Genomic DNA, 22,367 nt, shown 5'->3' with positions numbered 1-22,367 from the left:
AAGCCACCTTGCGTATCCCCGCAGCGTGCGCACATAGGGCGATAAACGCGGCCCGACGGTCGAATGAATGCCAAAAAGCCGACGCCCGCATCCCTCCCCTGCCGCTCATAACGGTCTGGTTGCAGGTTCGAGCCCTGCCGGGCCGATCAACGAGAGCAAGCGCTCATGCAAAGACGGCGCGAGCCAGAGAAGCACCGCCGCAAGCCAAATCGGAGATCCGCCGCCGCTAACCGGCGGTCTCCTTGCCCAGAATGAATCGCGCTGCACGCTCGCCGATCATCATCGTCGGTGCGTTGGTATTGCCGGAGACGAGGCGAGGCATGATCGAGGCGTCGGCGACACGAAGCCCTTCGACGCCACGCACTCGCAGATCTTCCGACACGACCGCCATCGGATCATCGGCCGCGCCCATCTTCGCGGTGCCCGACGGGTGGAACACGGTCTTGGATATCGAGCGAACATAGTCGCGGAGCGCGTCGGGATCAGCCTCGAGCCCCGGCTTCGGCAGGACGCGACGCTTGATCAGGCGAGCCAGCGACGGAGCCTCGGAGATGCGGATCGCAATCTGCACCCCGCGAACGAGCGTCTCGACATCGGCCTGTTCGGCAAGCGAATTGGCAACGAACAGAGCCGCGTCGGTCGGGTTCGCCGAGCGCAATCGGACGGACCCGCGCGATTGCGGCCGCAGCACGCAGGGGCCGATCGAGATGCCATGGCCCGGATGAGCCGACCGATCGGCAAAACCATTGAAGGCCGGCAGCACATGAAACTGGATGTCCGGTTCGCCCGTGCCGGCCGTATCGACGAAGCCGCCGGACTCCACGACCGTCGACGTCAGCAGACCGGTCTTGGTCATGAGATACTGCATCATATGGGACGCAGCGCGCAGGCCCTTATCCTCACCGAAGATCGAAATCGGATCCTTGGTCTCGCACTGAACCGTCGCCTCCAGATGATCCTGATAGTTCTCGCCGACTCCGGGCAGGTCGAACACGACGTCGATACCGTGTTCGCGCAGATGGCCCGCCGGCCCGATCCCCGACAGTTGCAGGATCTTCGGCGTGGCCAGGGCACCGGCGGTCAGGATCACCTCACGCCGCGCCGCGAGCGTCGTCCCGTCCGCGAGCCGCACGCCGATCGCCTTCCTGCCATCAAACAGCACCTTGTGAACGCGGCTTGCCGTCCTGACGGTCAGATTGGCGCGTCGTTCAGCCTGGCGCAGGAACGCTTCCGCCGAGCTGCGCCGCCGGCCGCGGTTCGTGGTGGTTTGGTAAAAACCGACGCCTTCCTGGCGGGCTCCGTTGAAATCCTCATTGTAGGGGATCCCGGCCTCCTGGGCCGCGCGGACGAAAGCCCAGGACAGCGGATGACCGTAGGCCCGGTCCGATACGGTAAGCTCGCCACCGATCCCGTGATACTCGCCCGAGAGCCGCTGGTTGTTCTCGAGGTCGCGGAACACCGGGAGCACCTTGTCGTAGCTCCAGTTGCGGCAGCCGAGTTGCGCCCACGTATCGTAGTCCTGCCGCGAGCCGCGGATGTAGACCATCGCGTTCACCGAACTGCCGCCACCGAGCACATGCCCTTGCGGCACGATCGACGGCCGGCCGTTCAGGCCCTTCTCCGGCTCGGATGCGTAAAAGAGTGCGTCGCGGCCTTTCTCCAGAACCTTGAAGAAGGTTGCCGGAATGTGGATGTACTTGTCGGTGTCCCGCTGGCCGCTTTCGATCAGGAGTACGCGATTGCGGGGGTCCTCCGACAGGCGGCAAGCAAGGACGCACCCCGCAGAACCGCCGCCCGCAACGATGTAGTCGTAGTCCTGCATCTCCCCTCCCCGGCGTAACTCGTGCAGCGTCCGCTTCAACAGAAAACGGTCTGCACGGTGGTGAACTCCTTCAACCCCTCGACGCCAAACTCGACCCCAAATCCCGATTGCTTGACGCCGCCAAATGGCGCGTTGGGTTGAATGGCGCCATGCTTGTTGATCCAGACAGAACCAGCTTCGATACGCCCTGCCACACGCTTCGCTTCCGCAAGGTCAGTGCCCCAGACCGAGCCGCCAAGCCCCATCGAGCTCGCATTGGCCTTGGCCACGGCGTCATCGACGTCGCTGTACCGGACAATCGGAAGCGCCGGTCCGAACTGCTCTTCATCGACGAGGCGGCAACCATGGTCGACGTCGGCAACCAGCGTGACGGGATAGAAGTAACCAGGTCCTTCCGCGGGATTGCCGCCGATCAGCACGCGACCGCCCTTGTCGCGGGCCTCGTTGACGAAGGTTGAAACGATGTCGAACTGACGTTGATTCTGCACCGGACCGAGCGTCGACTTTTCCGACAACCCGTCGCCGACGACGACCTGGCTCGCATACTTGACGAGCTCATCGCAGACCGCGTCGTAGAGGCTGTCGTGGACATAGAGCCGTTTCAGCGCCGCACAGGTCTGGCCGCCGTTGATGAACGCGCCCCAGAACAGGCCTTCGACGATTTTCTGCGGGTCGGCGTCAGGCAGCACGATTCCCGCGTCATTGCCGCCGAGCTCGAGGGTCAGGCGCTTGAGCGTGCCTGCCGCGTTCTGCATGATCTTGCGGCCCGTCGCCGTCGAGCCCGTGAACGTCACCTTCGCGATGCCCGGATGCGACGACATCAGGCTGCCGATCTCGTTCTCGCCGGTGATGACGTTGACCACGCCAGGCGGCAGCGTCTCGTTCATCAGCTCCACGAGTCGGATCGTGCTGAGCGGGGTCAATGGCGAAGGCTTGATGACGACAGTATTGCCCGCCCGGATCGCGGGAATGATGTGCCAGCATGCAATCATGACCGGCCAGTTCCAGGGCGTGATGGAGCCGACCACGCCGATCGGCTTGCGATGCAGCTCCACGCGCCCTTCGGCGCCGTCCTGCAAGACCTCCACCGGAAGCGACAGATCGCTCGTGAAGCGCGTCCAGGCGACCGCTCCGCCGATCTCGAAGCGAGATCCGAGGCCGTTGAGCGGCTTGCCCTGTTCGAGCGTGAGCAGGCGGGCGAGCTCTTCGGCATGCGCCTCGATCGTTTTCGCGACGGCTCGACACGCGTCGGCCCGTTCGGTTTCGGAGGTCTGTTTCCAGGCGGCAAATGCCTTGGTCGCGGCGGATATCGCGGAATCGAGATCCCTCGCGGTGGCAAGCGGCATGGCGCCGACGACGACGCCAGTCGACGGATTGATCACGCCCAGGGAACTGGGCGTCTCTACTTTACGGCCACCGATGACCAGGCTTGAGCGCTGCATGCGAAGGTCTCCTAAGCGCATGGAATGCGACCGAGGAAAGACGATCATGGAGCTGCTGTCTTGGAATAGGGCGCGGCCCCGATTGGACGGAAGCGCGACTATCGGCGCACCACGTCCGTGGGAGAGCAGTCGAAGGCCTTCTTGAAGCATCGGTTGAAGTAGGAAATATCGTTGAACCCCGATGAGAATGCGATCTCGGCAATGGTCCCGCCTTCGGCACCGCGTTGCTTCTCAATCAACCGATCCCTCGCAAGTCGCAGACGGCGATCGCGAATGAAGCTCGTGATGGTGGTCCCGACCGTGCTGAAATCCTCTTGCAGGGTCCGCATCGACACGCCGAGACGGCCGGCGAGCCATTGCGGCGTCAGGCACTCCGCAGTGAGATGACGGTCGACCAGCGCGCGCGCGAACTCGAGCCGGCCCGAGGCACGTTCCTTCGGGCACAGGGGTACTCCGGCAGTATCCGTGGCGAACGCCTGCCGCGTCGCGTGGAGCAGGAGTTGCCGCAATTCGCCCGATCGCTGGTGGCTGGCAGGCGTCTGCAACATCTTGGCGACAAGCGCCCGCAGCATGGTCGACATCGGGTCCTCGGCACCCAGGCGCCGGGACACCTCGAAATCGTTCGGCCGTTCCGCAAGCAGCAATTGCCGGGGCAGATGCACGGACAGGTGATTGATGAATTGGCCGTTGAAGTAGAAGTTCGACGGCAGCGAGGAATCGACCAGGATGCAGTCCCCCGGCGAGATGATGCTCTGCTGTCCCTGCTGCTCAACTCCGCAGGTGCCCTGCAACTGGACCAGCAGGAAGAAATACTCGCCATAATCGTGGCGAATGTCGTGCTCGTCGCGACGAACCACGCCGATGTCTCCGGCAACCTGGGCGATCTCCATGCCGGCCGCATCGCGCACCAGCACGCCGCCATTGACCAGGTTGCGCTTTTCCCACCCGAATGGATTGAATCGTCCGCAGACCGAGTGGAGCTTGTGTCTCCACTCCTCGAACGGCGCTTGACTCCAGACTTGCGGAGTCCAGTTGCTAAACTCCTGGAGCTGCACGCGCTCCTCCCTTGGAAGGGCCGTTCGGCGGCCTTTTCATAACATGTTAAGCACCTGCCGGGACCTGTCAATGGTCGGTATCGTGCAGGAAACCATGTGCGCGACCGCCGATCCTGGTCGCGACGTCACGCGAGATAGGCACTGTGCAGGATTTCCGGCTTGTCGATCAGTTCCTGCGGCGCGCCGGCAAAACAGATCCTGCCGCGCTCCATCACATAGGCCGCGTCCGCGATCTTGAGCGCGATGTGGGTGAACTGCTCGATCAGGAGGACGCCGACACCTTGCGCGGCGAGGTTTTGCAGGACCGGGACCAGACGCGCGACCACGACAGGCGCGAGACCGAACGACAGTTCATCCGCGAGCAGATAACGTGGTCGCGCGATGATCGCCTGCCCGAGCGCGACCATCTGCTGCTGCCCGCCCGAGAGATTGCCCGATCTCGCCTTCAGGCGATCACGCAACTCCGGAAAGGTGGCGAGTGCCGTATCGAGGGCGGCTTCAAGCCGGGCGCGCGCAAGATGGCTGCCTGCGACCCTGAGATTGTCCTCGACACTCAGATCGTTCAGCACCTGGTGGCCTTCGGGCACCGCGGCGACGCCGCCGGCGCGGACGACTTCCGGCCGTAGCCCGACGAGAGACCGGCCATCCATCGCGATCGAACCGCTCGTGGCGGGCAACACGCCGGCGATGGCGAGAACCAGACTGCTCTTGCCGGCTCCGTTGGCGCCGAGCAAGGCCGTGATCTTCCCCGGCGACACGGTGAGATCAATATCGTGCAGCACGGCCTTGCCGTTCCGAGCGATATTGAGGCCCTGCACGTTCAGTCCGGCGCTCACGTCGCTTGCTCCAGGACCCCGAGATACGCCGCCCTGACCCTGGGATTGGCAAGAACCTCGGCGGTCGGCCCGCACGCAATCGCGGAGCCGAAATCAAGCACCAGCGTCGCCGTGCAGGTTGCCGAGATCAGATCGACGTCATGATCGACCAACAGCACCTGCGCGCCGCAATGACCGTGAATAGCCTTGATGACGTCGCGCAGGTGCTCGCTCTCATGCTGTGCAAGCCCCGCTCCGGGCTCGTCCATCATGATCAATCGGGGTAGGCCTGCGGTCGCCCGCGCGATCTCCAGCATGCGGCGCTGATAGGCGTTCAGCTCATGTCCAGGCGTATTGCGCCTGGCGAGAAGACCGACGAAGTCCAACGCCTTGTCGATCAACAACCGCTGCGGCTGGCCGTCCGTCGGCACGTTGTCGAGCACCGCGGCAACATTGTCGCCGGCGGTCAGATTCTCGACGATCTGCTCATTCTGAAAGGTTCGGCGGAGGCCAAACGCGGCGCGCTTGCGAATGGGAATATCCTTCAGGTCTCGCCCATCGACCCGCACGCGGCCCTTCGTCGGCCGCACGAATCCGGAAAGGACGTTGATCAAGGTGGTCTTGCCGGCGCCGTTCGGGCCGACCAGGCCGGTGACCGGCTCCGCCAGATTGGCGGTCAAGGCGTTCAAGCCGAGCACGCCGCCGAATTGCACGGTGACATCGTCGATCTCGATCATGGCTCGGCCTCTCGCTTGCCGCGCAAGAGCCGGCGAACCGTCCGAACCAGATCCGCCAGTTGGCCGGCGACGCCACGCGGCGCCGTGATCAAGGCGTGCAGCAGGCCGAGGCCGAAGATCATGGTCGCGATATTGCCGTCGACACGAAAGTCGTTCAGCAGCGCCGGGAATGCCCGCAGCAGCAACCCGGCAATGATCGGGCCGAACCAGGAATAGGCCCCGCCGACGATGGTCAGCGCGAACAGCATGATCGACTGGCTGGCGGGGAATGCGCTTGCATCGAGCTGGCCGACGCCGCCCGCGAGCAGTCCACCGGCAATTCCCGCAAGGAAGCCAGCCAGCGCAAAGGCCCGCACCTTGTAGGCGGTGATGTCGACGCCACCGGCCAGCGCGCAGACTTCGCTGCGGCGGATCATCGCCCATGCGCGGCCCGGTCGCCCACGAACATGCAACAGCACGAGCAGGTAACAGAGCGCTGCGATCACGATGGCATAACGCAGATAGGCTTCATCGTTCTGCGCGAGGAAGGGACGCACCATCATCATCCGCGTTCCCGTGCTCTTGCCGAGGATGCCCGAGCCTCCATCCGGAAAGCCGAACGCGCTGATCAGCACCTGGATCGCACCGGCCATCATCAAGGTGATGATCGCCAGGTAAAGCCCGCGCATCCGCAGCGCGGGCAGGCCGATGACCAGCCCAACCAGCGTCGCGGCGAAGCCGCCCGTCAGCAGCGCGAGCTCGAACGGTACGCCGAGGCCATGCGATATTCTGAGCGCGAACCAGCCGCCGACTCCGAGCAGGCCATACTGGGCCAGTGAGACCATGCCGAGCTGAGCGAACAGCACACTGACGCTCAAGCTGGCGACGGTGAGCGCGGTGACCGAGATCAGCGTGCGCAGCCAGTAGTCGCTGAGCGCAGCCGGCAGGAAATAGAGCGCGGCAAGCGCTCCGGCACACATGGCAAGCTCGCGCAACGGCAATCGTGAAATGGGAATCAGTGCGGTTGCCTCCAGGCTTCGATCAGTCACGCCAGCTCACCTGTAGACGAAGGTCATGCGACGCTGCATCCACAGCATGGCGCCAACCGCAAAGAGAAAGGGGATCGCGGTGCGGAACGGCCCGATCACGGGGACCGGCGTCAGCAGTGCCTCGCAGACCCCGATCACCAGGCCGCCGGCGACGGTCGCAGGCAGGGACACAAAGCGCCCGAGCACCGCGGCGGCGATCGCCGGAATCACCGCGAAGGTGAGAGCCTGCCCGCTCAAGCGCTGCAAATCGGCCAGCAACACGCCGCTGACGCCCGCCAGCAGCCCGGAGATCACCCACGCCCAGCTGTCGACGCGGAGCACGCGAACCCCGAGCATCGCGCTGAGATCGCGGTTGCTGGCGAGCGCGCGCATCTGAAGGCCAATACGGCTATAGGCGAGAAACAACATCACGGCACTGGTCGCCAGCACGCCAAGGCCGAATGCAATTGCCCGCGTCATCGTGATCCGGACGCCCAGGAGCTCGAAACTCATCGTATCCGTGGGCAGGCGAAGCCGGCGTGGCGCCTCCCCCCAGACGTAACCCATGAAGCCGAGCAGGATCAGCGCAAAACTCAGCGTTGCCACCGCACGCATGATCGGATCGCTGTAGGCGAGGCGGGGTGCAATGACCCGACCATAGAACAGCGAGACGAGCGCGGCGGCAGTGACGCCGACGACCCACGACCAGCCAGGGGGCCCTCCGTGCTCGACGATCGACCAGGAGATAAAGGCCGCCAGGGCACCGACGGCGCCCTGGGCGAAATTGACAACGCCCGCAGCCCGGTAGAGCACCACGATGCCGACGCCGGACAGGACGTAGGTTGCCGCCGTCGCGAGGCCCGAAACGAGAAAGGGCGTGAAATCAGGCATGGCTGCTACTTCGCGATGCCGATCGTCTTCTCGTAGGCGTGCACGTCGTCGAGTTCGGGATCTTCCGACTCGATGCACACCGGCTTTGCCACGAGCTTGCCGTCCTTGACGAATGACACGGGGCCCGCATGATTTGCGTTGTGACGAGGCCCGTCGCCGACATACCAGGGCGAACACCACATATCGCTTTCGAACCGCTTGATGTTGCGCAGAGCCGCCGTCACCGATTTCCGATCGATCTTGGCGGCATCCATCTTCAGCAGGGTTTCAGCGGTGACCCGTGCGGCGAGGTAACCGGCTTGCGAGAACGTGTCCCTCGGATCGGAGGCCTGGCCGTATTTGTCCATCACCGCGAGCCAGTTCAGCATGTCGGGTGTGCCCGCATCGGCCGCATTCAGCTCCATGTCCACGGTGACCTTGCCGTCCCAGTATTTTCCGATCGCACGAGGAAAGTCCGGATTGTACAGGGAGGCGGGTCCGGTGAAATGCACCTTGTCGGCGAGCCCCTGCTCTTCCGCAGCGGCAAAGATCGGAACAGCCAGGCCCTTGGGCGTGCCAACGCTGATGACGTCAGGCTTGAAGGCCATTGCCTCGAGGACGACCGAGGTGGCATCGAGCGAGCCGGGATCGAAGGTGATGATCTTGCCGTCGCCGCCCTGCTTCTTGATCCAGGCAACCGCACCGGAGCAGGACCATTCACCGAGGTTCGGGATGTTCGGCGCGATGCAAACGACGCGCTTGATCTTGCCCGGATAGGTCTGCGCCACATCCATCACGGCTTTGGTGTTGCTGACGCGCGGGCCGGCGTTGGTCGGTGCATAGTTCTTCTGGAAGAAGCAGTCGCGCGGGACACCGACCCCCGCAATGACCATGATATCTTCCTTTTCGTAGATGCCCTGGTTCGCACCACAATCGACAAAGCTCATATTGCCGACCAGCGCCACGGCCTTCTGATCGCGGATGAGCTTGGCTGCGACCTGCGACGACTGCTCGGGATTCCAGCCGTCATCTTCCATCTGGTACTTGATCGGACGTCCGTTGACGCCGCCATTGGCGTTCAGGCACTTGAAGTAGGCCGCGGCTGCCAGGCCGGACGAGCTGAAATTATCCGGTCCGGTGACGCTGACGATTCCGCCGATCACGATCGGCTCACCGGTTGCCGCCTTGCCGGTGGTGGCGCCGCATTTGGCATCCGCCGCGTGGGCCACGCCGCCGGCACAGCCGAGCAGCGCTGCCGTAACGATTCCCAGGATCGTGTTCCTCAAGCTCATGCGTTTCCCCTCCTTAGGCCACCCAGCGGGATGGCGACGTTGCACCGGCGCGTCCGTTTGAGATCGCGGCGCTCCTTGGAGCGAAGCCGTCCGCAACCGTCCGACGCTTGTCGAGCTGGCGGATAGTAGGCCCGGCCCTTCGCAGGCGTCTTGGACTCCGACGCGGCCTGCCTAGGACGCAAACGAGCAAGGCTGGACCCGCAAAAAAAGACGCGGCCCACATCGTGAGCCGCGCCGAGGAGGGCCGAGGAGGAAGGAATCCCGGCTCTAGGTCGTCGCGTCGGCAACGAGGCTGGTGTCGGCAAACTGCTCGAAGCGAACGACCCGCCCCTCGTTCATGTCCCAAACATGCACCACGCGCGCCGTCATCGATTTCCCGGTCTGCTTGTAACGGCCCGAATAGGTCCCGACACCGACGATGGTGGCACCGCCATCGATCAGCCGTTCGAGCGCGAACGTATAGTCGATCCACTCCTCGCCGATGCGCTTGAAGACGCCGTCCACGATGGCGCCGGCGCCGACATATGTGCCCGCATACGGAAAGCCTGCCATCTCGGTCCAGCGCGTTTCGGGAGTGATGGGCGCCATCATGCCCGCAACATCCTTGCGGTCGGACGCCGCGTAATGCGCCTTGATTGCATCGTAGTTCGCGCTCACTTCGCCTTGCCTCCCGTCAAACCGGTTGCTTGTTGCCGTCGTAGGCGGTCCGCGACTTCATCTCGATGAACGCGCCGGCGGGCTTGTTCTCGATCGTGCCCTGGCTGGTCACGCCAAGAAATTTCCCGGTCGAACGCATGTCGTCCCAATTGTAGAAGAAGATCGACGCCACCGGGATGATGAACTCACGAAACCCGAACACATATTGGTTGTGATCGAATTTGTAGGTGGTGGCCAAATCGACGTCGCCGTGCCCGCGCTGCACGCCGACGATGTTCTGCCAAGCATAGCGCTGTGAACTCAGATAGACGTGCTCGTAGACGTGCTGCGGGCTGTATTCGTAATGCGCGGTCAGCCCGATCAGATCCCGCGTCGGCGCAGGCTCGATCCCTGTGGCCGGAACCGCGGGGTCGCCGACGATGCCGGGCGTATAGTCTTGCCGCACGCGGGGCTCACCAGGCGCTTCGCTCGCAGGCCGCACCCGCTCCCGCACCGAAAGGACCCGACGCGTCCTGAGATTGACGATGAAGGCCTCGTCCTCATCGGGGCGCCCGGAGAACGTCATGTTGATGAAGAGCACGTCCGGCGCGACATCGATCGCCTCGTACCAGTCCTGCCCGGCTGCGCTCCCCTCCGCCCATTCAACCCGATCTGCAGAGGCGAAGTTCAGTCTGACCGCACGCCCGTTTTGCAGCGTGACATCGAGCGACTTGCCCGCGAGCCTGTCCGTAACCGGCAGGCGATTGGTGGCGATGCCGGCGGCAAAGTCATCGAAATGTTTCCAGTCCGCAGGCCTGCTTGCTTGCTCCATCTCACACGTCCTCCTTACTCGACAAACGCCAGCGTCGGCAGATCGACCACGGTGGCGCCGCCATCGACCGTCAGGATCGAGCCATTCATCGCGCTCGCTTCGTCCGAGGCCAGGAAGCAAACGACATTGGCAACCTCTTCCGGCGTTGCCGGCCGGCCGAGCGGCACGTCCTTGGTCACCAGGCGATAAGCTTCTTCGATCGAGGAAAGCCGGTGCTTCTCGACCAGCACCTGCATCTGTTCGTCGGCCATGGCCGTCGCGACCCAGCCCGGGCAGACCGTGTTGGTCCGCACGCCCTTGCGGCCGTAGTCACGGGCCAGCGATTTGCCCAGGCCGATACAGGCATGTTTCATGGTGACGTAGCCGGCGGCCTGCGGGCCTGCGAACAGGCCGGCGATCGACGCAACGATCACAATGGCGCCCCGTCGCTCGATCAGGTCGGGAAGGGTTTCGCGCGCGCAAACGAAAGCCGTGTCAAGGTTGAGGCGCGTCGACAGCGCCCAGGTCTCGTCCGTCATCGAGATGGTCGGGCCGACCCCATGACCACCGGCATTGGCGACGAGAATATCGAGCTTGCCAAGCTTGCCCTGAATCTCGCCGAGCGCGGCGCGGACCGCAGCGCCATCCGCGGCGTCGGCCTGCACCACGAGGCACCCGGTCTGATCGGCAAGCTCCCGCAGCGGCTCGCTGCGCCGCCCCATGACCGCGACCCTGGCGCCGTCCGCGGCAAGACGCCGCGCGACCGCCGCACCGATACCGGTTCCACCACCGGTCACCAGTGCATTTCGTCCAGCAAATCTCATTGGTACCTCGAGCGCTGTTCCCGGATCGACGCTTCGCAGAGACGCGGCGGCGCGCCAAGGACCAGATAGGCCAGCCGAATGGAAGCTGTCTTGGACTCGCGCGCAGGCCCGCTAGGACGGCGGCGAGACCGATTGGTGCCGACGGAGCTTCAGGCGAGTTGGGAGACAATACGAGGGCATCGAGACGAACCCTCAATGGCGGCCCTTGTCTCCACAGCCACGGGATCGCGGCGCATGACAGAGCCATCTTCGCCGCCACGGTCGCGACGACCGCGTAACCGGCATGAACGCACCGGCTCCGACCGATCAACAGATTCGGCTAGCTCGTCCGGATGCGAGGTCAAGCAATGCGACGAACGATCGGGCTTGGCACCTCGAACCCGGTGACGGCAGTCCTTCCGTCGATCTGCTTCAGCTTGAGCGACGGGCTCGGCCGCTCCACCGCGATCCGTTTCGTGACGGTCAGAACAGCCATCAAACTTGCGGCGCAGAAGCCCACCAGCAGGATTCCGCCTACCCATCGAAGGATGTTCATGTGATCAGGCCGCATGCCCGTTGGTGGGGTCTCGCTTGATGTAGGGTCCATGCAGGACGTCCTGCCGTCTCACATAGAGCGTGCTGGAAATCGCACCGACGGCAATCACTACGATCGATAAAATCATCAACTCAACAGGCATGTGGTGCCTCGCCATTTTGCAATAGGCGCAACATGGAGACGAGGCCGAAGCGCCGTCAACAGCACCACGGAATTAACCTCAATTGGTATGGCTAATCGGGCAACGCGCCCGAAGCGAGCCCAGTCATCCGATGGCGCGCGGACGAGCCGGGGTCGCCGGCACGCTGACGCGACGGATATCGGCCGCCACCGTCCGTCCCGGGCGGCCGGACGGTGATAGCCGCTGCGGGCAATCGATGATTGAACGGACACGCAGTAACCAGGAACGCCTCGAAGCTGGCGCCGCCAGTTCTTGTACGCCTCGGCGAGCTTCGTCGGCCGAATGGATGGAATTCAATCTGATCGACGCCGGATGGCGCATACCTGCAAGAATCGCCGACGCTACCGGGCAATCAAGCCGCACTCCCGCGTAAATGCCGTCCGAACGATGTGGGCGGGGGGGCCGCATTTTCTCGCAACTGCTCCGATCTCACGGCCGGGCAAATCGAGAAGGACAAGAGAACTCGAACCACCGTTCAGACCGATCTCGATCGCTCGCCAATTGCGTATGTCGACCTCACAAAGCCCGACATCCAGCGTATCCGGGGCCAGTGAGAAGCCACAACCAATGGCTTTCACGATAGCCTCTTTGCGTACCCACAGGCGAAGCAACATTGCGGCGGGGCAGCCAGCGGTGATCTCTGCCCTCTCCCGGTCGGAGAGGATCGCATCAAACCATCCTTGCTCCGCCGCCGGATCATCGGTTTCGATATCCACGCCGACCGGCGCCAGTTCATCAAGGGCGAACAGTGCGGCCCGGCCGGTATGCGATAGATTGAAGAACGGACCGTTCTTCAGTTCCGGCTTATTCCAGGCATTGTAGGCTATCGCGACGTCCACGGGCCGAACACCGAGCAACCGTCCCAAGGCGTGGCGCATCATCACCCGGCCCGCCACGAACCGCCGCGCAAGCTCTGGTCGCGCGTAGCGGCCCGCCCTTGCCCGCTCCGCCGTGTCGAGACAGCTCGCGACCGACGCATCGCTAAGCGACGGATCATCAAGGTCGGCGGAGAATAGCGTGAGAACCGCCATGCTATCCGTAGCGTCGCGACATCGATGGACGGCTGCTCAGCGCCGACGCCATCGTCCGCATCTTCACTTCGGTCTCCCGATATTCATCGTCGGGCGACGAGCCATCAACGATCCCGCAACCGGCAAACAGCGTGGCGCATCCCTCATGCAACAGTGCCGAACGCAACGCGACGGCAAATTCACCTTCTCCTCGGTCGTCGATCCAGCCGACCGGCCCAGCATACCAGCCACGATCCAAGCCCTCCTGTTCCCGAATGTGGGCAAGCGCGGCTGCGCGGGGTAGACCTCCGACCGCCGGGCTCGGATGAAGCTGCTCCAGCAGCGCGAGCAGTTGCAGATCATCATGTGCCTGCCCCTCGATCGGCGTTATCAGGTGTTGCACATGCGGCAACTTGCGCAGGTCCGGCTCCTCGGCAATTCGCAGCCGCCTGCAATGGCGGGCCAGAACCGATCGAAGTTCATGCACCACAAGCGCATGCTCATGACGATCTTTGGCGCTGCGCAGCAAGCCCAGTCCGAGGCGCGCGTCTTCGACCGGGACCGTGCTCCGCGGCGCGCTGCCAGCCAAAGCCCAGGTCGACAGGTAGCCGTCGCGGAACTCGATCAAGCGCTCCGGAGACGCTCCCAAGAAGCAGGCGTCCTGGCGCGCGAAGGCGAAGAGGTAGGCATCAGGATGGGTCTCGGACAGGTTCGAGAGAATATCCTCGATCGGAACGGTGAGCGGTACGGTCCTCGTGCGCGCCAACACCACCTTGGCCATTGCGCCGGCACCAATGCTGTCAATGGCCGCCGCCACCTTGCGTTTCCAGCTATCGGCGGCAACGTCGGGATCCGGCGCATCGGCAAGCCCGGCGCCGCATGACGCAGGTGGCCGACGCGACACGATCCTTGTCCAATCCGCAATCGCGTCGTTGGCCAACGCGACGCAATCCGATGTGGCGGTCACCAGGATATTGATGGTGAGCCGGGTCGCCCCGCCGCGCCGGGACAAGCAGAAGCGCGCCAAGGTGAGCGCGGCGGCCGGAAAGTGCCGCCACCGCGACCGGCGTGGACAGAATCGGTCAAAGGCAAAGCCGCCGCACAGCAGCGGCCGATGACCACCGTGGATGACGGCTGTCTCAACGAGATGCAACCATTGCTGCTGAATGGCGGACCACGGCGTCTCCGCTCCGACCTGGAATTCACGCGCCGCTCCCAGCCCAAGCAGCGCAAGCTCCCGTTGCGGGATCGCCCACAGCGTCGCCGATGGCTCGATCAACCGGTTCGACGCGAAGAGGATGGCGTGGTCGCTGGCGGTCCACGGCATGGAATACGATGCCAAAATCTCCGGCCGGTCTTCATTGACGCGGCCTTTCGCCTCGGTCAGGCATTGCAGCAGGTCCGAGGGAGGTTGCGACATCATCGCGATCCCCCTCGGGCCGCAACGCCGTGCAGCGTCCGCCAATGCAAAACCTGCTGGTCGATGAACCACTGGATCAGCCCCGCAAACAGCATTTCGACGCCGTCCGCCGGTAGCCCCGCAGCATCGGCCCAAGCGCGCCGGTCGGCCAGCATGACGGCCACCCGTTCAGGGGCCGGAATGCTTTCTTCGGTCGGTTTGAACTGCGCTGCTGCCCTGACGTAAGCCATGCGGTGTTTCAGGATCGCGACGATCTGCCGGTCCAAATCATCAAGTCCCTCGCGGATGTCACCGAGATTCTCACAACATTCCGGTGCCTTGGGTGGCGGCATTGGAGCCCTCCATGAAGATCAGAAACGGCCCTCGGTCGCACCAGTCACGGCGCCGTGGCGGGCCGACTGTGACGATGCCTCCGAATAGCGGACCGGCATGCGCCGGATTCCGGTGTGCTTGTTGCTTCGCACCCACTCGGTGTCACCGGCGAGGTCGAAACCGTCGACACGCTCCAGCAGCGCATTCAGCACGACGCGCATCTCGAGCCTCGAGAGTTGCGCACCGAGACAACCATGACCGCCACTGCCGAATGCCAGATGGGGATTGGCCGGCCGGCCGATATCGAACGCGAAAGGTTGCTCGAAAATCGCCTCGTCGCGATTGGCCGATGCCCACCACAACGTCACCTTCTCGCCACGCCGGATCAGCCGGCCGCCAATCTCGACGTCACGGGTTGCGGTCCGGCGGTTGTAGGGCGTCGGCGACGTCCAGCGCAGGATCTCTTCCAGGGCCGGGTCAATCAATGATCGCTGGTTCTGCAAGCGGGTCCATTGCTCCGGATGCTGGATGAAGGCACGAATGCCGCCGGCGATGGCGTTGCGGGTGGTCTCGAGGCCCGCGACCATCACGACATTGAACACCATCAATTGCTCGACGGCCGACAATCGCCCAAGCCCGTCGTTCAACTCGCCGGTCACCGCGAGCGAAATGACGTCCTCTCCCGGAGCCTGCCGCCTGGCTTCAACGAAGCGATGTCCATACGCCATGAACTGCTGCATCGCCTGCGCGCTGGTCTGACTGGTCTCGCCGAGCTGTCGATCGGCGTAGTCGAGCACCGCATTGATCCAGGCAAAGATCTGGTGGCGGTCTTGCGGCGGAATGCCGAGCAAACTCGCAATCGCAAGCAGCGGGAGCTCGGCGGCGATGTCGCTGACGAGATCGCCGTGGCCGCGCCGCACCGCCTGGTCGACCGCGCTCCGCGCCGCATCGGCCAGCACGGGCTCCAGCGCTGCAATCCTCGCATGGGTGATGCCCGGCGCGACCAGACGGCGCAACGCCCGATGCCTTGGATCGTCCATCATATTGATCACCGAGCCGACCCCGACCGAACGGGGCAGGTCCTCGATCATGGTGCCGCCGCCTTCCCGATCGCCGCCGCTCTCGGAGGAGAACGCGACGCTGTCGCGCGCAACGGGGACGATGTCGCGATACCGCGTGAACACCCAGAATCCCTCGCGTCCCGGCGTCAGCGCTGTAGCCGGGTGAAAATGCGGCCCTTCATGTCGCCGCAATGCCGTAAACAGCGGATGCGGAAAGCCGCTTGTGAACAGATCGAGGTTCGTCAGGTCCGTGTCGGGCAGCGGCCATGCCGCCGCACAAGCGCAGCTATCGAGAAGCGGAAGCATAGCGGCTCCGGTCGGGTGCGATATCCTGATCGAAGGCTTGCAGCCGCCAACCTGCCGATGCCGAACGCGCGCGCCAGAACGCCGCATAGCGTCCCTCGGCCGCAAGCAGTTGCGGATGGGTGCCCTGCTCGACGATGCGATGATTGTCGAGCACCACGATCTGATCCGCGTTCCGGATAGCGTCGAGCTGGTGCGTAATGATCAGAAGCGTCTTGCGGCCATGCAGCATGCGGAGGCTTTCGGTGACGGCTGACTGGTTCTCGCCGTCGAGCCCGCTTGCCGCCTCATCCAGCAGCATGATCGGCGCGTCCTTGAGCAGCGCCCGCGCGATACACACGCGTTGGCGCTCGCCTCCGGACAACAGGCTGCCGCGTTCTCCGACCTGACTCTCCAATCCCTGAGGCAGGCGGTCGATGACTTCGTCAAGCCGCGCCAGCTTCGCCACCCGCTCCAGCTCTGGCTCACTCGCCGCGGGATCGCCAAGCAGGACATTCTCGCGCAAGGTTCCAGAAAAGAGATAGGTGTCCTGGAAGACCGGGGCGATCAATCGCATCAACTCCGCGCTTTCGAGATGGCGCAGATCTACGCCGCCGATCCTGACCGCGCCGCGGTCAGGATCGTGAAATCGCGCAATCAGTTGCAGGATCGTGCTTTTGCCCGAGCCGGATATCCCGAGCAGGGCCGTGGTGGTGTTTGCGGGCAATTTCAGATCGATCGCGTCGAGCACCGGCGTTCCGCGGACATAGCCGAAGCCGACCTGATCCAGCTCGATGTCGTACGTCGCGGGCAGCGGCGCCACCGGCGTGAGCAACGGTAGCGGTTCGGCGACCAGAATGGCTTCCACCGCCTCCATCTGCGCCGATGCCATACGGATGCCGGCGCTGTAGTTCGCGACTTCGGTCAACGGGTCAACCACCCGATTGATCAGCACCAGCATCGCGATCAGCGTCGCCAAATGTTGCGGTTCGCTGCCGATTGCGAGCCAGGTGATACCAGCCATCAGCGAGAGAAAGCTGAGCTGGCCGAGCCAGGAATTGGCGAGCAGTGGCGGCAGCACGAGCCAAAGCTGCCGCCGGCTGGCGCGGCTTTGCGCGAGCAGCGCGTCGTCGAACATCGCGTAACCGCGATCGCCGCAACCATAGGCGCGCAGAACCGCCTGGTTCTGCGCGAATTCGACCATGCGCTCACTCGCCTCGGCGGCGGCGCTGGCGACGGCGCGGTCAGCGTCCCGGCCCAAGCGCCCGGCCCACCAATAGACCAGCGCCACCCCAGGAAAGATCACGGCAGCCATCACCGCCAGCCGCCAGTCGAAGAACGTCATCATCGCCACCACCACCAGTGGCGTCACGGTGGCGCGCATCAAAGGGGTCAACTGTCGCGCGGGGAGTCCGAGGATATCCATCACGCCCTGACTCAGGGTCATACCGAGCCGGCCGGTGTTCTGCGGGGTGAACCAGCCGAGCGGCAGCGAAACGACATGATCGCCGACGCGATGGCGCAGGGTCTCCAGCAGCCTGATGGCAACCCGAAAGCCGCGGACGGTCGCGGCATAGTTCAGCAGCCATGTCATGAAGGTGCCAAGGGCCAGCAACGGCAACCACCGCGCCGCGCCGCGCGGGTCGCCAGCCAGCAGCGCCTGCATGATCGGTACGACGAGCACGAAGGTAAGACCTTGCACGACGCAGCAGATCAGCATCAGCCAGAGATAGCGCCGCAGCAACGGTTCACTCCCCGTCCCGAGCAACCGGGCCAACCGTCGAACGATCATCGCTCGCTCGCCTCCGCTTGAGTATTGGGATTCTGAGCTCGCCACATGCGCGCATAGTATCCGTCGCGGGCGAGCAGCGCCTGGTGCTGCCCCGTCTCTACGATTCGGCCCTCGTCCAGCACGGCGATCAGGTCGGCATTCACCACGCTCTTGAGGTTGTGTGCGATCACGAGGACGGTTCGAGCCCGTCCTCGACCCGCCAACAGCGCCGAGAGCCCGGCCTGAATCGCAGCTTCGGCCTCGGCATCGGCCTGCGCGGTGGCCTCGTCCAGCACCAGCACCGGTGGATCGAGCAGCAGAGCGCGCGCGATGCTCAACCGTTGCGCCTCGCCGCCCGAGAACCGCGCGTCCTCGCCGTAGACCGACCGGTAGCCCCGCGGAAGCTGGAGGATGCGGCGATGGATATCGGCCGCTGTCGCGGTCGCCTCGATCTCCTCGTCGCTCGCATCCGGTCGTGCCAGCGCGATGTTGTCGCGCACGCTCATGCGCAGCAGCCGCACGTCCTGAAAGACGAAGCCGACATGCCGGTAAAGGTCGCGGGAGTTGATCGTGGCAATGTCGCGACCGCCGAGCGTGATGCGGCCGCTCTCGAGCGCATGAAAACGCAGCAGCAGCTTCGCCAACGTCGACTTTCCAGATCCCGAACGACCGACCAGCGCCGTCACCGTGCCCGGCTGCAATGTCAAGGATACGTCATCCAGAATCCGGCGAACTCCGTCGAATGAGAACGTCACGTGTTCGAAACTGACCGAACCGCCGTCCGGTTGCAGTCCCGGCTCAGGCTCCTGCTGTTGCGGAATACTCAGCAGCGCCGATAACCGGGCAAAGGCACCCCGACTGAGCTGAAGCGACTGTGCGCTGCTGCTCAACGCTGCGATCGGGATCGAGATGCCGAGACCCAAAACGGCGAAGGGCACAAGCTGCATGCCCTGCATCCAGCCCTGACTGACGGCGAACGTGCCGCACGTCAGCACCAGGAACAGCAAGGTAATCGGGGCGATCACCAGCGACGACAGCGTCTCCGGCCGGATCAACGGACGCACCCAGGCAAGAAAGAAGGCGAGGAAGTCGTCCACCGCCGCGCGATAGGCCTGATGAGCCTGCCCTTGCCGGCCGAATATCTTGACCAGCGGAATCCCCTGCGCGAACTCGATCACGGAGTGATTGACTTGTGCCAGCGCAGCGCCATATCGCGCCATCTTCTCGCTGCTGCTTGCGGCCACGACACGGCCGTAGAGAAACAGCGAAACCGGCAGCGGTAGCAGCGCCACCAGCGTCATTCGCCAATCGACCTGCATCAGATAGCCGTAGACGAAGAGCGTGGTCGCAACCGCGTTGGCGAGGTTGACGTAGGAATGGGCAATCAGATGATGGATCGCGGTGACGTCGTCTTGGACGCCTTGCTTGATCTGCCCGCTGCTATTGCCGTCCAACCAGCCGAGCGGCGCCCGCGCGATCCGCCGGGCGAGCCGCTGGCGCAGGTCCAGCGCGAATGCGTTGTCCGCTAGATGGGTGACGAGTTCGGCCAACCCGCGCAACGCCAGCCCGCCGCCGAGACATACGGCCGAAAGCACCACAAGCCGCCAGGACTCGTGCTGGCGTGCGCCGTTGCCCAAGAGGATCGGCGCCAGCTCGGACAGCCCGATCAACGGCGCCAGGACCAGCCCCGACGAGATCACCTGCAGGATGATCGCAAGGCACAGCCAGCCGCGGATCGACCGGAGCAGGCCAGCACCCGGCCGCCGGGCTCCAGCATTCGATACGAATGTAGATGTCATGGGCCGTTGATCCAATTACTGCGTACGCCCGATTGCCAACGGTTCGTCCCCTGTCGCGACCGTTGGTTGGCGTGAACGCGTGAACGCGGCAGCGAGCAAGGCCGAGACCGCATAGCCGATGCCGGGTAGAATCAACGTAACGCCATAGCCGAACCGGGCGGCGATGAAGCCGCTCGCCGCGAACCCGACCAAAGCGAATGCCGCCATCATTGACGTCAGGAACGTGACGTCGGTCGCCGTCTCATCCGGCCGTGCGAGACCGAGAAACCAATTGGTGAATGCGACGTGCTGGACCGCGAGGGCGGCAAACACGATACCTACGCCTGCCACGGCGCCGACACGACTCCCGACATACGGTTCGATCAACCAAAGCGCTGCAAAGCCGACAGCCAGGATTGCGCAGCACCAGATGACGCCGCGATGCGGGAGCAGGCGGGCGACGATCGCGCTGGTCAGCGGCGCGATGATCGTGAACGTCAGGATATTTGCTGACGCGCCGATCCAGCCGATGTCCGCGGCGCCAAAGCCGAGATCGACCAGACGCGGCTGAACCATCGCGAACGCCACCGCGACGCCAAGAACGCCGGGAGCGATCAGGACCGCTGTCGTCCAAAGGCTCTCGTTGCGCATGATCGCCAGGATGGACGCGCGACGCGGCATCGACGCCTCGTACTCGCGCCGGGCGGGCTCGGGGATGAAAAATACCCACCCCGCGAAGGCAAGCAACAGCATAGCAAAGCCGAGCAGGGATTGGCGCCAGCCAACCCACTCGATCAATTGTAGAAAGACGGCTCCGCCGATTGCATTGCCGACGGCCCCTCCCCATCCAAGCAATGCGGCGCCGAACGGACGCTCCCCGCTGTCGAGGGCCTCCGCGGCGTAGCCCAATGTCGCGATCCGCTGCGTGGCGGCAAGCGTCGCCAGCACGAGACAAACAAAGAGAACCGCAGCGAAATCGATCGCTGGATTGAGCAGCGCCATCGCAACGATCGCCGCAGCGCTGGCCACCTGCGTTGTGAGGATCCACGAGCGCCGCAGTCCGAGACGGTTCAGGCTCCAGCGATCGACGACCGGGGCCCACAGAAAGTTGACAGCGAAGGCAAGGAACACCGTTCCGAACAGGCCGACCAGTTGCAGGCTGGCGCCGTTGGCCCGCAGAATCACCGGAACTGCCGCATAGATGAACGCGATCGCCAGGTATTGCTGGCACGCAAGCGCGGCGATCACGCCATACCGCATGTAACGCTCCATCGGCCTTTCTCCGAGCGCGCTTCTTCGCCTCGCGCCCGCCGCTTGAGTAGGCTCTTTGAGTACCGAAAGACCAGAGCGCTATCGTTTGCGATAAGTTGGATAACGTATGCAGGAAGCTGCGCGATGCGCTCGACCGGATCGGCTGGATGGCTGGCCTTCGGCAGCGGATGCGGACCGGCGATCCCCTGCACCGGCGCGCAGCAAGCATCGATGAATCTCGAGGCGCCATTCAGTCGACGCGCAATACCGTGCCGCGAAAGATACGACCCGCTATTCGGCCGCCTGAGTAACGGACGCTTCGCGCGACGAGCGCCGCGTTGAGGTCGGAGCGACGCCGAAACGCCGCCGAAACGCCGTGGCAAAATTGCTGGCGTGGCGGTAACCGACATAGTAAGCGGCCTGCGATACCGTCCAGCCTTCATGCTGCAGCCCGTCGCGCGCACGCGCGAGCCGCTTGTCGCGCAAGAACTGGAAGACCGGCTGACCGATGACGGCCGCAAACTTGCACTTCAGGGTGCTCGTGCTCATTCCGACATCGCGCGCGAGATCGCAGAGGTGATGCTCTGCGTCGAGATTGGCGAGCAGATTGTCGCGCACCCGGTGGATTTTTGCGACATCGCGGGAATGAATCGGACAACCCGTCGACCTGCCTTGGGCCTGCTGGGCCGTGATGGCACATGCCAGCAACTCCAGCGCACAGCTCTCGGCCAACAATCGTCCGACCAGACCGGTATGCTCCGGGGCGAACAGTTCGCGGGTCAACGCGCGGGCACGGCAACTCATGGGTACCGGCTTTGCCGTCGTCTCCTGCAAATGCGCATCGAGATGCTCGGCGAGCTCGGTGTCCATTACGCTGGCCGGACAGGCCTGGATGACCAGAATGCGGGAGCTGTCACCGCGTCGGTAGCTACTCGTCATGCGCATATCGTCGGCCGCCGATAGTGCGACGGCGCTCTCCGCCACCAGACTGACCGTCTGGTCGTCATCGATTTCATAAGTGATCGACGACCCGTCAAGATTGATCGCAATCGTGAGCGATCTTTTGGCGAGACCCATCCGCTCGTTGTCGTGCAGCGTTGTCAGATCGCTGGCGCAGACGTGCAATCCGCTCGGCAGCTTCTGCGTTGCGATGAAGCCGGCGGCCAGGGACGAATCCTCCTGCGTCGGCCTCACATCGGTTGGTCCCGACATCTCGCAGCTATAGCCCCATTCGCTGGCGATATCGGCCAAACTTGAGGGAGAGTACCGATCGCCGTTCGCAATGACAGCCCGATCGGATCGACGTCCAAGCGCTACACTCATCTTGCCAATAGCGACCGGACACTCGGCCGGCGCTAGTCCCTGTTGCTGCAGGACAGCATTCTAGGGAGAGATCGAATAATCCGACAACTACAACGATTTACTTTGCCTCTAAAGAGCGAAACCCGCATCATG

The 22,367-nt window shown here is 64.0% G+C and carries 20 protein-coding genes; all 20 read right to left on the bottom strand.

The window, feature by feature from the left end:
• Window positions 1-226: 226 nt before the first annotated feature.
• Entirely contained in the window at window positions 227-1,822 is a 1,596-nt protein-coding gene (locus CWS35_RS16470) for a GMC family oxidoreductase (protein ID WP_100952542.1), read from the bottom strand.
• A gap of 35 nt (window positions 1,823-1,857) precedes the next feature.
• A complete protein-coding gene (locus CWS35_RS16465) occupies window positions 1,858-3,264 on the bottom strand; it encodes an aldehyde dehydrogenase family protein (protein ID WP_100952541.1) in 1,407 nt (468 codons plus the stop codon).
• Window positions 3,265-3,362: 98 nt separating this feature from the next.
• A complete protein-coding gene (locus tag CWS35_RS16460; RefSeq protein ID WP_100952540.1) occupies window positions 3,363-4,319 on the bottom strand; it encodes a helix-turn-helix domain-containing protein in 957 nt (318 codons plus the stop codon).
• 125 nt (window positions 4,320-4,444) lie between these two features.
• A complete protein-coding gene (locus tag CWS35_RS16455) occupies window positions 4,445-5,155 on the bottom strand; it encodes an ABC transporter ATP-binding protein (protein WP_029879022.1) in 711 nt (236 codons plus the stop codon).
• Entirely contained in the window at window positions 5,152-5,871 is a 720-nt protein-coding gene (locus tag CWS35_RS16450) for an ABC transporter ATP-binding protein (protein WP_100952539.1), read from the bottom strand. The genes CWS35_RS16455 and CWS35_RS16450 overlap by 4 nt, the downstream gene beginning before the upstream one ends.
• On the bottom strand, window positions 5,868-6,830 hold the full coding sequence (locus CWS35_RS16445) for a branched-chain amino acid ABC transporter permease (protein ID WP_100952538.1): 963 nt from the start codon (window positions 6,828-6,830) through the stop codon (window positions 5,868-5,870). The genes CWS35_RS16450 and CWS35_RS16445 overlap by 4 nt, the downstream gene beginning before the upstream one ends.
• 75 nt (window positions 6,831-6,905) lie before the next feature.
• A complete protein-coding gene (locus tag CWS35_RS16440) occupies window positions 6,906-7,769 on the bottom strand; it encodes a branched-chain amino acid ABC transporter permease (protein ID WP_100952537.1) in 864 nt (287 codons plus the stop codon).
• Between the two features lie 5 nt (window positions 7,770-7,774).
• A complete protein-coding gene (locus CWS35_RS16435; protein WP_029879020.1) occupies window positions 7,775-9,040 on the bottom strand; it encodes an ABC transporter substrate-binding protein in 1,266 nt (421 codons plus the stop codon).
• A 267-nt stretch (window positions 9,041-9,307) separates the two neighbouring features.
• Complete coding sequence (locus CWS35_RS16430; RefSeq protein WP_024580704.1) at window positions 9,308-9,697, bottom strand: nuclear transport factor 2 family protein; 390 nt, start codon at window positions 9,695-9,697, stop codon at window positions 9,308-9,310.
• 16 nt (window positions 9,698-9,713) lie between these two features.
• Entirely contained in the window at window positions 9,714-10,508 is a 795-nt protein-coding gene (locus CWS35_RS16425; protein ID WP_100952536.1) for a MoaF C-terminal domain-containing protein, read from the bottom strand.
• 14 nt (window positions 10,509-10,522) lie between these two features.
• Window positions 10,523-11,311 carry an SDR family NAD(P)-dependent oxidoreductase gene (locus CWS35_RS16420; protein ID WP_024580702.1) on the bottom strand — a complete coding sequence of 263 codons (789 nt, stop codon included), beginning with the start codon at window positions 11,309-11,311 and terminating at the stop codon, window positions 10,523-10,525.
• Window positions 11,312-11,651: 340 nt separating this feature from the next.
• A complete protein-coding gene (locus tag CWS35_RS40405; protein ID WP_256387940.1) occupies window positions 11,652-11,786 on the bottom strand; it encodes a hypothetical protein in 135 nt (44 codons plus the stop codon).
• A 582-nt stretch (window positions 11,787-12,368) separates the two neighbouring features.
• Window positions 12,369-13,058, bottom strand: coding sequence for a 4'-phosphopantetheinyl transferase superfamily protein (locus CWS35_RS16410; RefSeq protein WP_024580700.1), 690 nt, complete (start codon window positions 13,056-13,058; stop codon window positions 12,369-12,371).
• A 1-nt stretch (window position 13,059) separates the two neighbouring features.
• The gene (locus CWS35_RS16405) at window positions 13,060-14,460 is read right to left on the bottom strand and encodes an isochorismate synthase (protein WP_051404273.1); all 1,401 of its coding nucleotides are present in this window, start codon (window positions 14,458-14,460) and stop codon (window positions 13,060-13,062) included.
• Window positions 14,457-14,789 carry an isochorismate lyase gene (locus CWS35_RS16400; protein WP_024580698.1) on the bottom strand — a complete coding sequence of 111 codons (333 nt, stop codon included), beginning with the start codon at window positions 14,787-14,789 and terminating at the stop codon, window positions 14,457-14,459. The genes CWS35_RS16405 and CWS35_RS16400 overlap by 4 nt, the downstream gene beginning before the upstream one ends.
• A gap of 18 nt (window positions 14,790-14,807) precedes the next feature.
• Entirely contained in the window at window positions 14,808-16,136 is a 1,329-nt protein-coding gene (locus CWS35_RS16395) for a cytochrome P450 (RefSeq protein ID WP_043855508.1), read from the bottom strand.
• On the bottom strand, window positions 16,117-17,856 hold the full coding sequence (locus CWS35_RS16390; RefSeq protein ID WP_200894405.1) for an ABC transporter ATP-binding protein: 1,740 nt from the start codon (window positions 17,854-17,856) through the stop codon (window positions 16,117-16,119). The genes CWS35_RS16395 and CWS35_RS16390 overlap by 20 nt, the downstream gene beginning before the upstream one ends.
• A 44-nt stretch (window positions 17,857-17,900) precedes the next feature.
• The gene (locus CWS35_RS16385) at window positions 17,901-19,682 is read right to left on the bottom strand and encodes an ABC transporter ATP-binding protein (RefSeq protein WP_100952534.1); all 1,782 of its coding nucleotides are present in this window, start codon (window positions 19,680-19,682) and stop codon (window positions 17,901-17,903) included.
• Window positions 19,683-19,697: 15 nt separating this feature from the next.
• Window positions 19,698-20,933, bottom strand: coding sequence for an MFS transporter (locus tag CWS35_RS16380; RefSeq protein ID WP_100952533.1), 1,236 nt, complete (start codon window positions 20,931-20,933; stop codon window positions 19,698-19,700).
• Between the two features lie 270 nt (window positions 20,934-21,203).
• The gene (locus tag CWS35_RS16375; RefSeq protein ID WP_024580693.1) at window positions 21,204-22,163 is read right to left on the bottom strand and encodes an AraC family transcriptional regulator; all 960 of its coding nucleotides are present in this window, start codon (window positions 22,161-22,163) and stop codon (window positions 21,204-21,206) included.
• Window positions 22,164-22,367 lie beyond the last annotated feature (204 nt).

The organism is Bradyrhizobium sp. SK17 (assembly GCF_002831585.1).
In the GTDB taxonomy this organism is placed as follows: Bacteria; Pseudomonadota; Alphaproteobacteria; order Rhizobiales; family Xanthobacteraceae; genus Bradyrhizobium.
The sequence above is the reverse complement of the archived record's forward strand: the minus strand, read 5'-3'. Positions and strand labels throughout refer to the sequence as shown.

Coding starts and splice junctions, on each gene's coding strand:
- CWS35_RS16470 (WP_100952542.1), bottom strand. CDS start 1,822: ATGCAGGACTACGACTACATCGTTGCGGGCGGCGGTTCTGCGGGGTGC.
- CWS35_RS16465 (WP_100952541.1), bottom strand. CDS start 3,264: ATGCAGCGCTCAAGCCTGGTCATCGGTGGCCGTAAAGTAGAGACGCCC.
- CWS35_RS16450 (WP_100952539.1), bottom strand. CDS start 5,871: ATGATCGAGATCGACGATGTCACCGTGCAATTCGGCGGCGTGCTCGGC.
- CWS35_RS16445 (WP_100952538.1), bottom strand. CDS start 6,830: ATGTGTGCCGGAGCGCTTGCCGCGCTCTATTTCCTGCCGGCTGCGCTC.
- CWS35_RS16440 (WP_100952537.1), bottom strand. CDS start 7,769: ATGCCTGATTTCACGCCCTTTCTCGTTTCGGGCCTCGCGACGGCGGCA.
- CWS35_RS16435 (WP_029879020.1), bottom strand. CDS start 9,040: ATGAGCTTGAGGAACACGATCCTGGGAATCGTTACGGCAGCGCTGCTC.
- CWS35_RS16425 (WP_100952536.1), bottom strand. CDS start 10,508: ATGGAGCAAGCAAGCAGGCCTGCGGACTGGAAACATTTCGATGACTTT.
- CWS35_RS16420 (WP_024580702.1), bottom strand. CDS start 11,311: ATGAGATTTGCTGGACGAAATGCACTGGTGACCGGTGGTGGAACCGGT.
- CWS35_RS40405 (WP_256387940.1), bottom strand. CDS start 11,786: ATGGCTGTTCTGACCGTCACGAAACGGATCGCGGTGGAGCGGCCGAGC.
- CWS35_RS16410 (WP_024580700.1), bottom strand. CDS start 13,058: ATGGCGGTTCTCACGCTATTCTCCGCCGACCTTGATGATCCGTCGCTT.
- CWS35_RS16405 (WP_051404273.1), bottom strand. CDS start 14,460: ATGATGTCGCAACCTCCCTCGGACCTGCTGCAATGCCTGACCGAGGCG.
- CWS35_RS16400 (WP_024580698.1), bottom strand. CDS start 14,789: ATGCCGCCACCCAAGGCACCGGAATGTTGTGAGAATCTCGGTGACATC.
- CWS35_RS16395 (WP_043855508.1), bottom strand. CDS start 16,136: ATGCTTCCGCTTCTCGATAGCTGCGCTTGTGCGGCGGCATGGCCGCTG.
- CWS35_RS16385 (WP_100952534.1), bottom strand. CDS start 19,682: ATGACATCTACATTCGTATCGAATGCTGGAGCCCGGCGGCCGGGTGCT.
- CWS35_RS16380 (WP_100952533.1), bottom strand. CDS start 20,933: ATGGAGCGTTACATGCGGTATGGCGTGATCGCCGCGCTTGCGTGCCAG.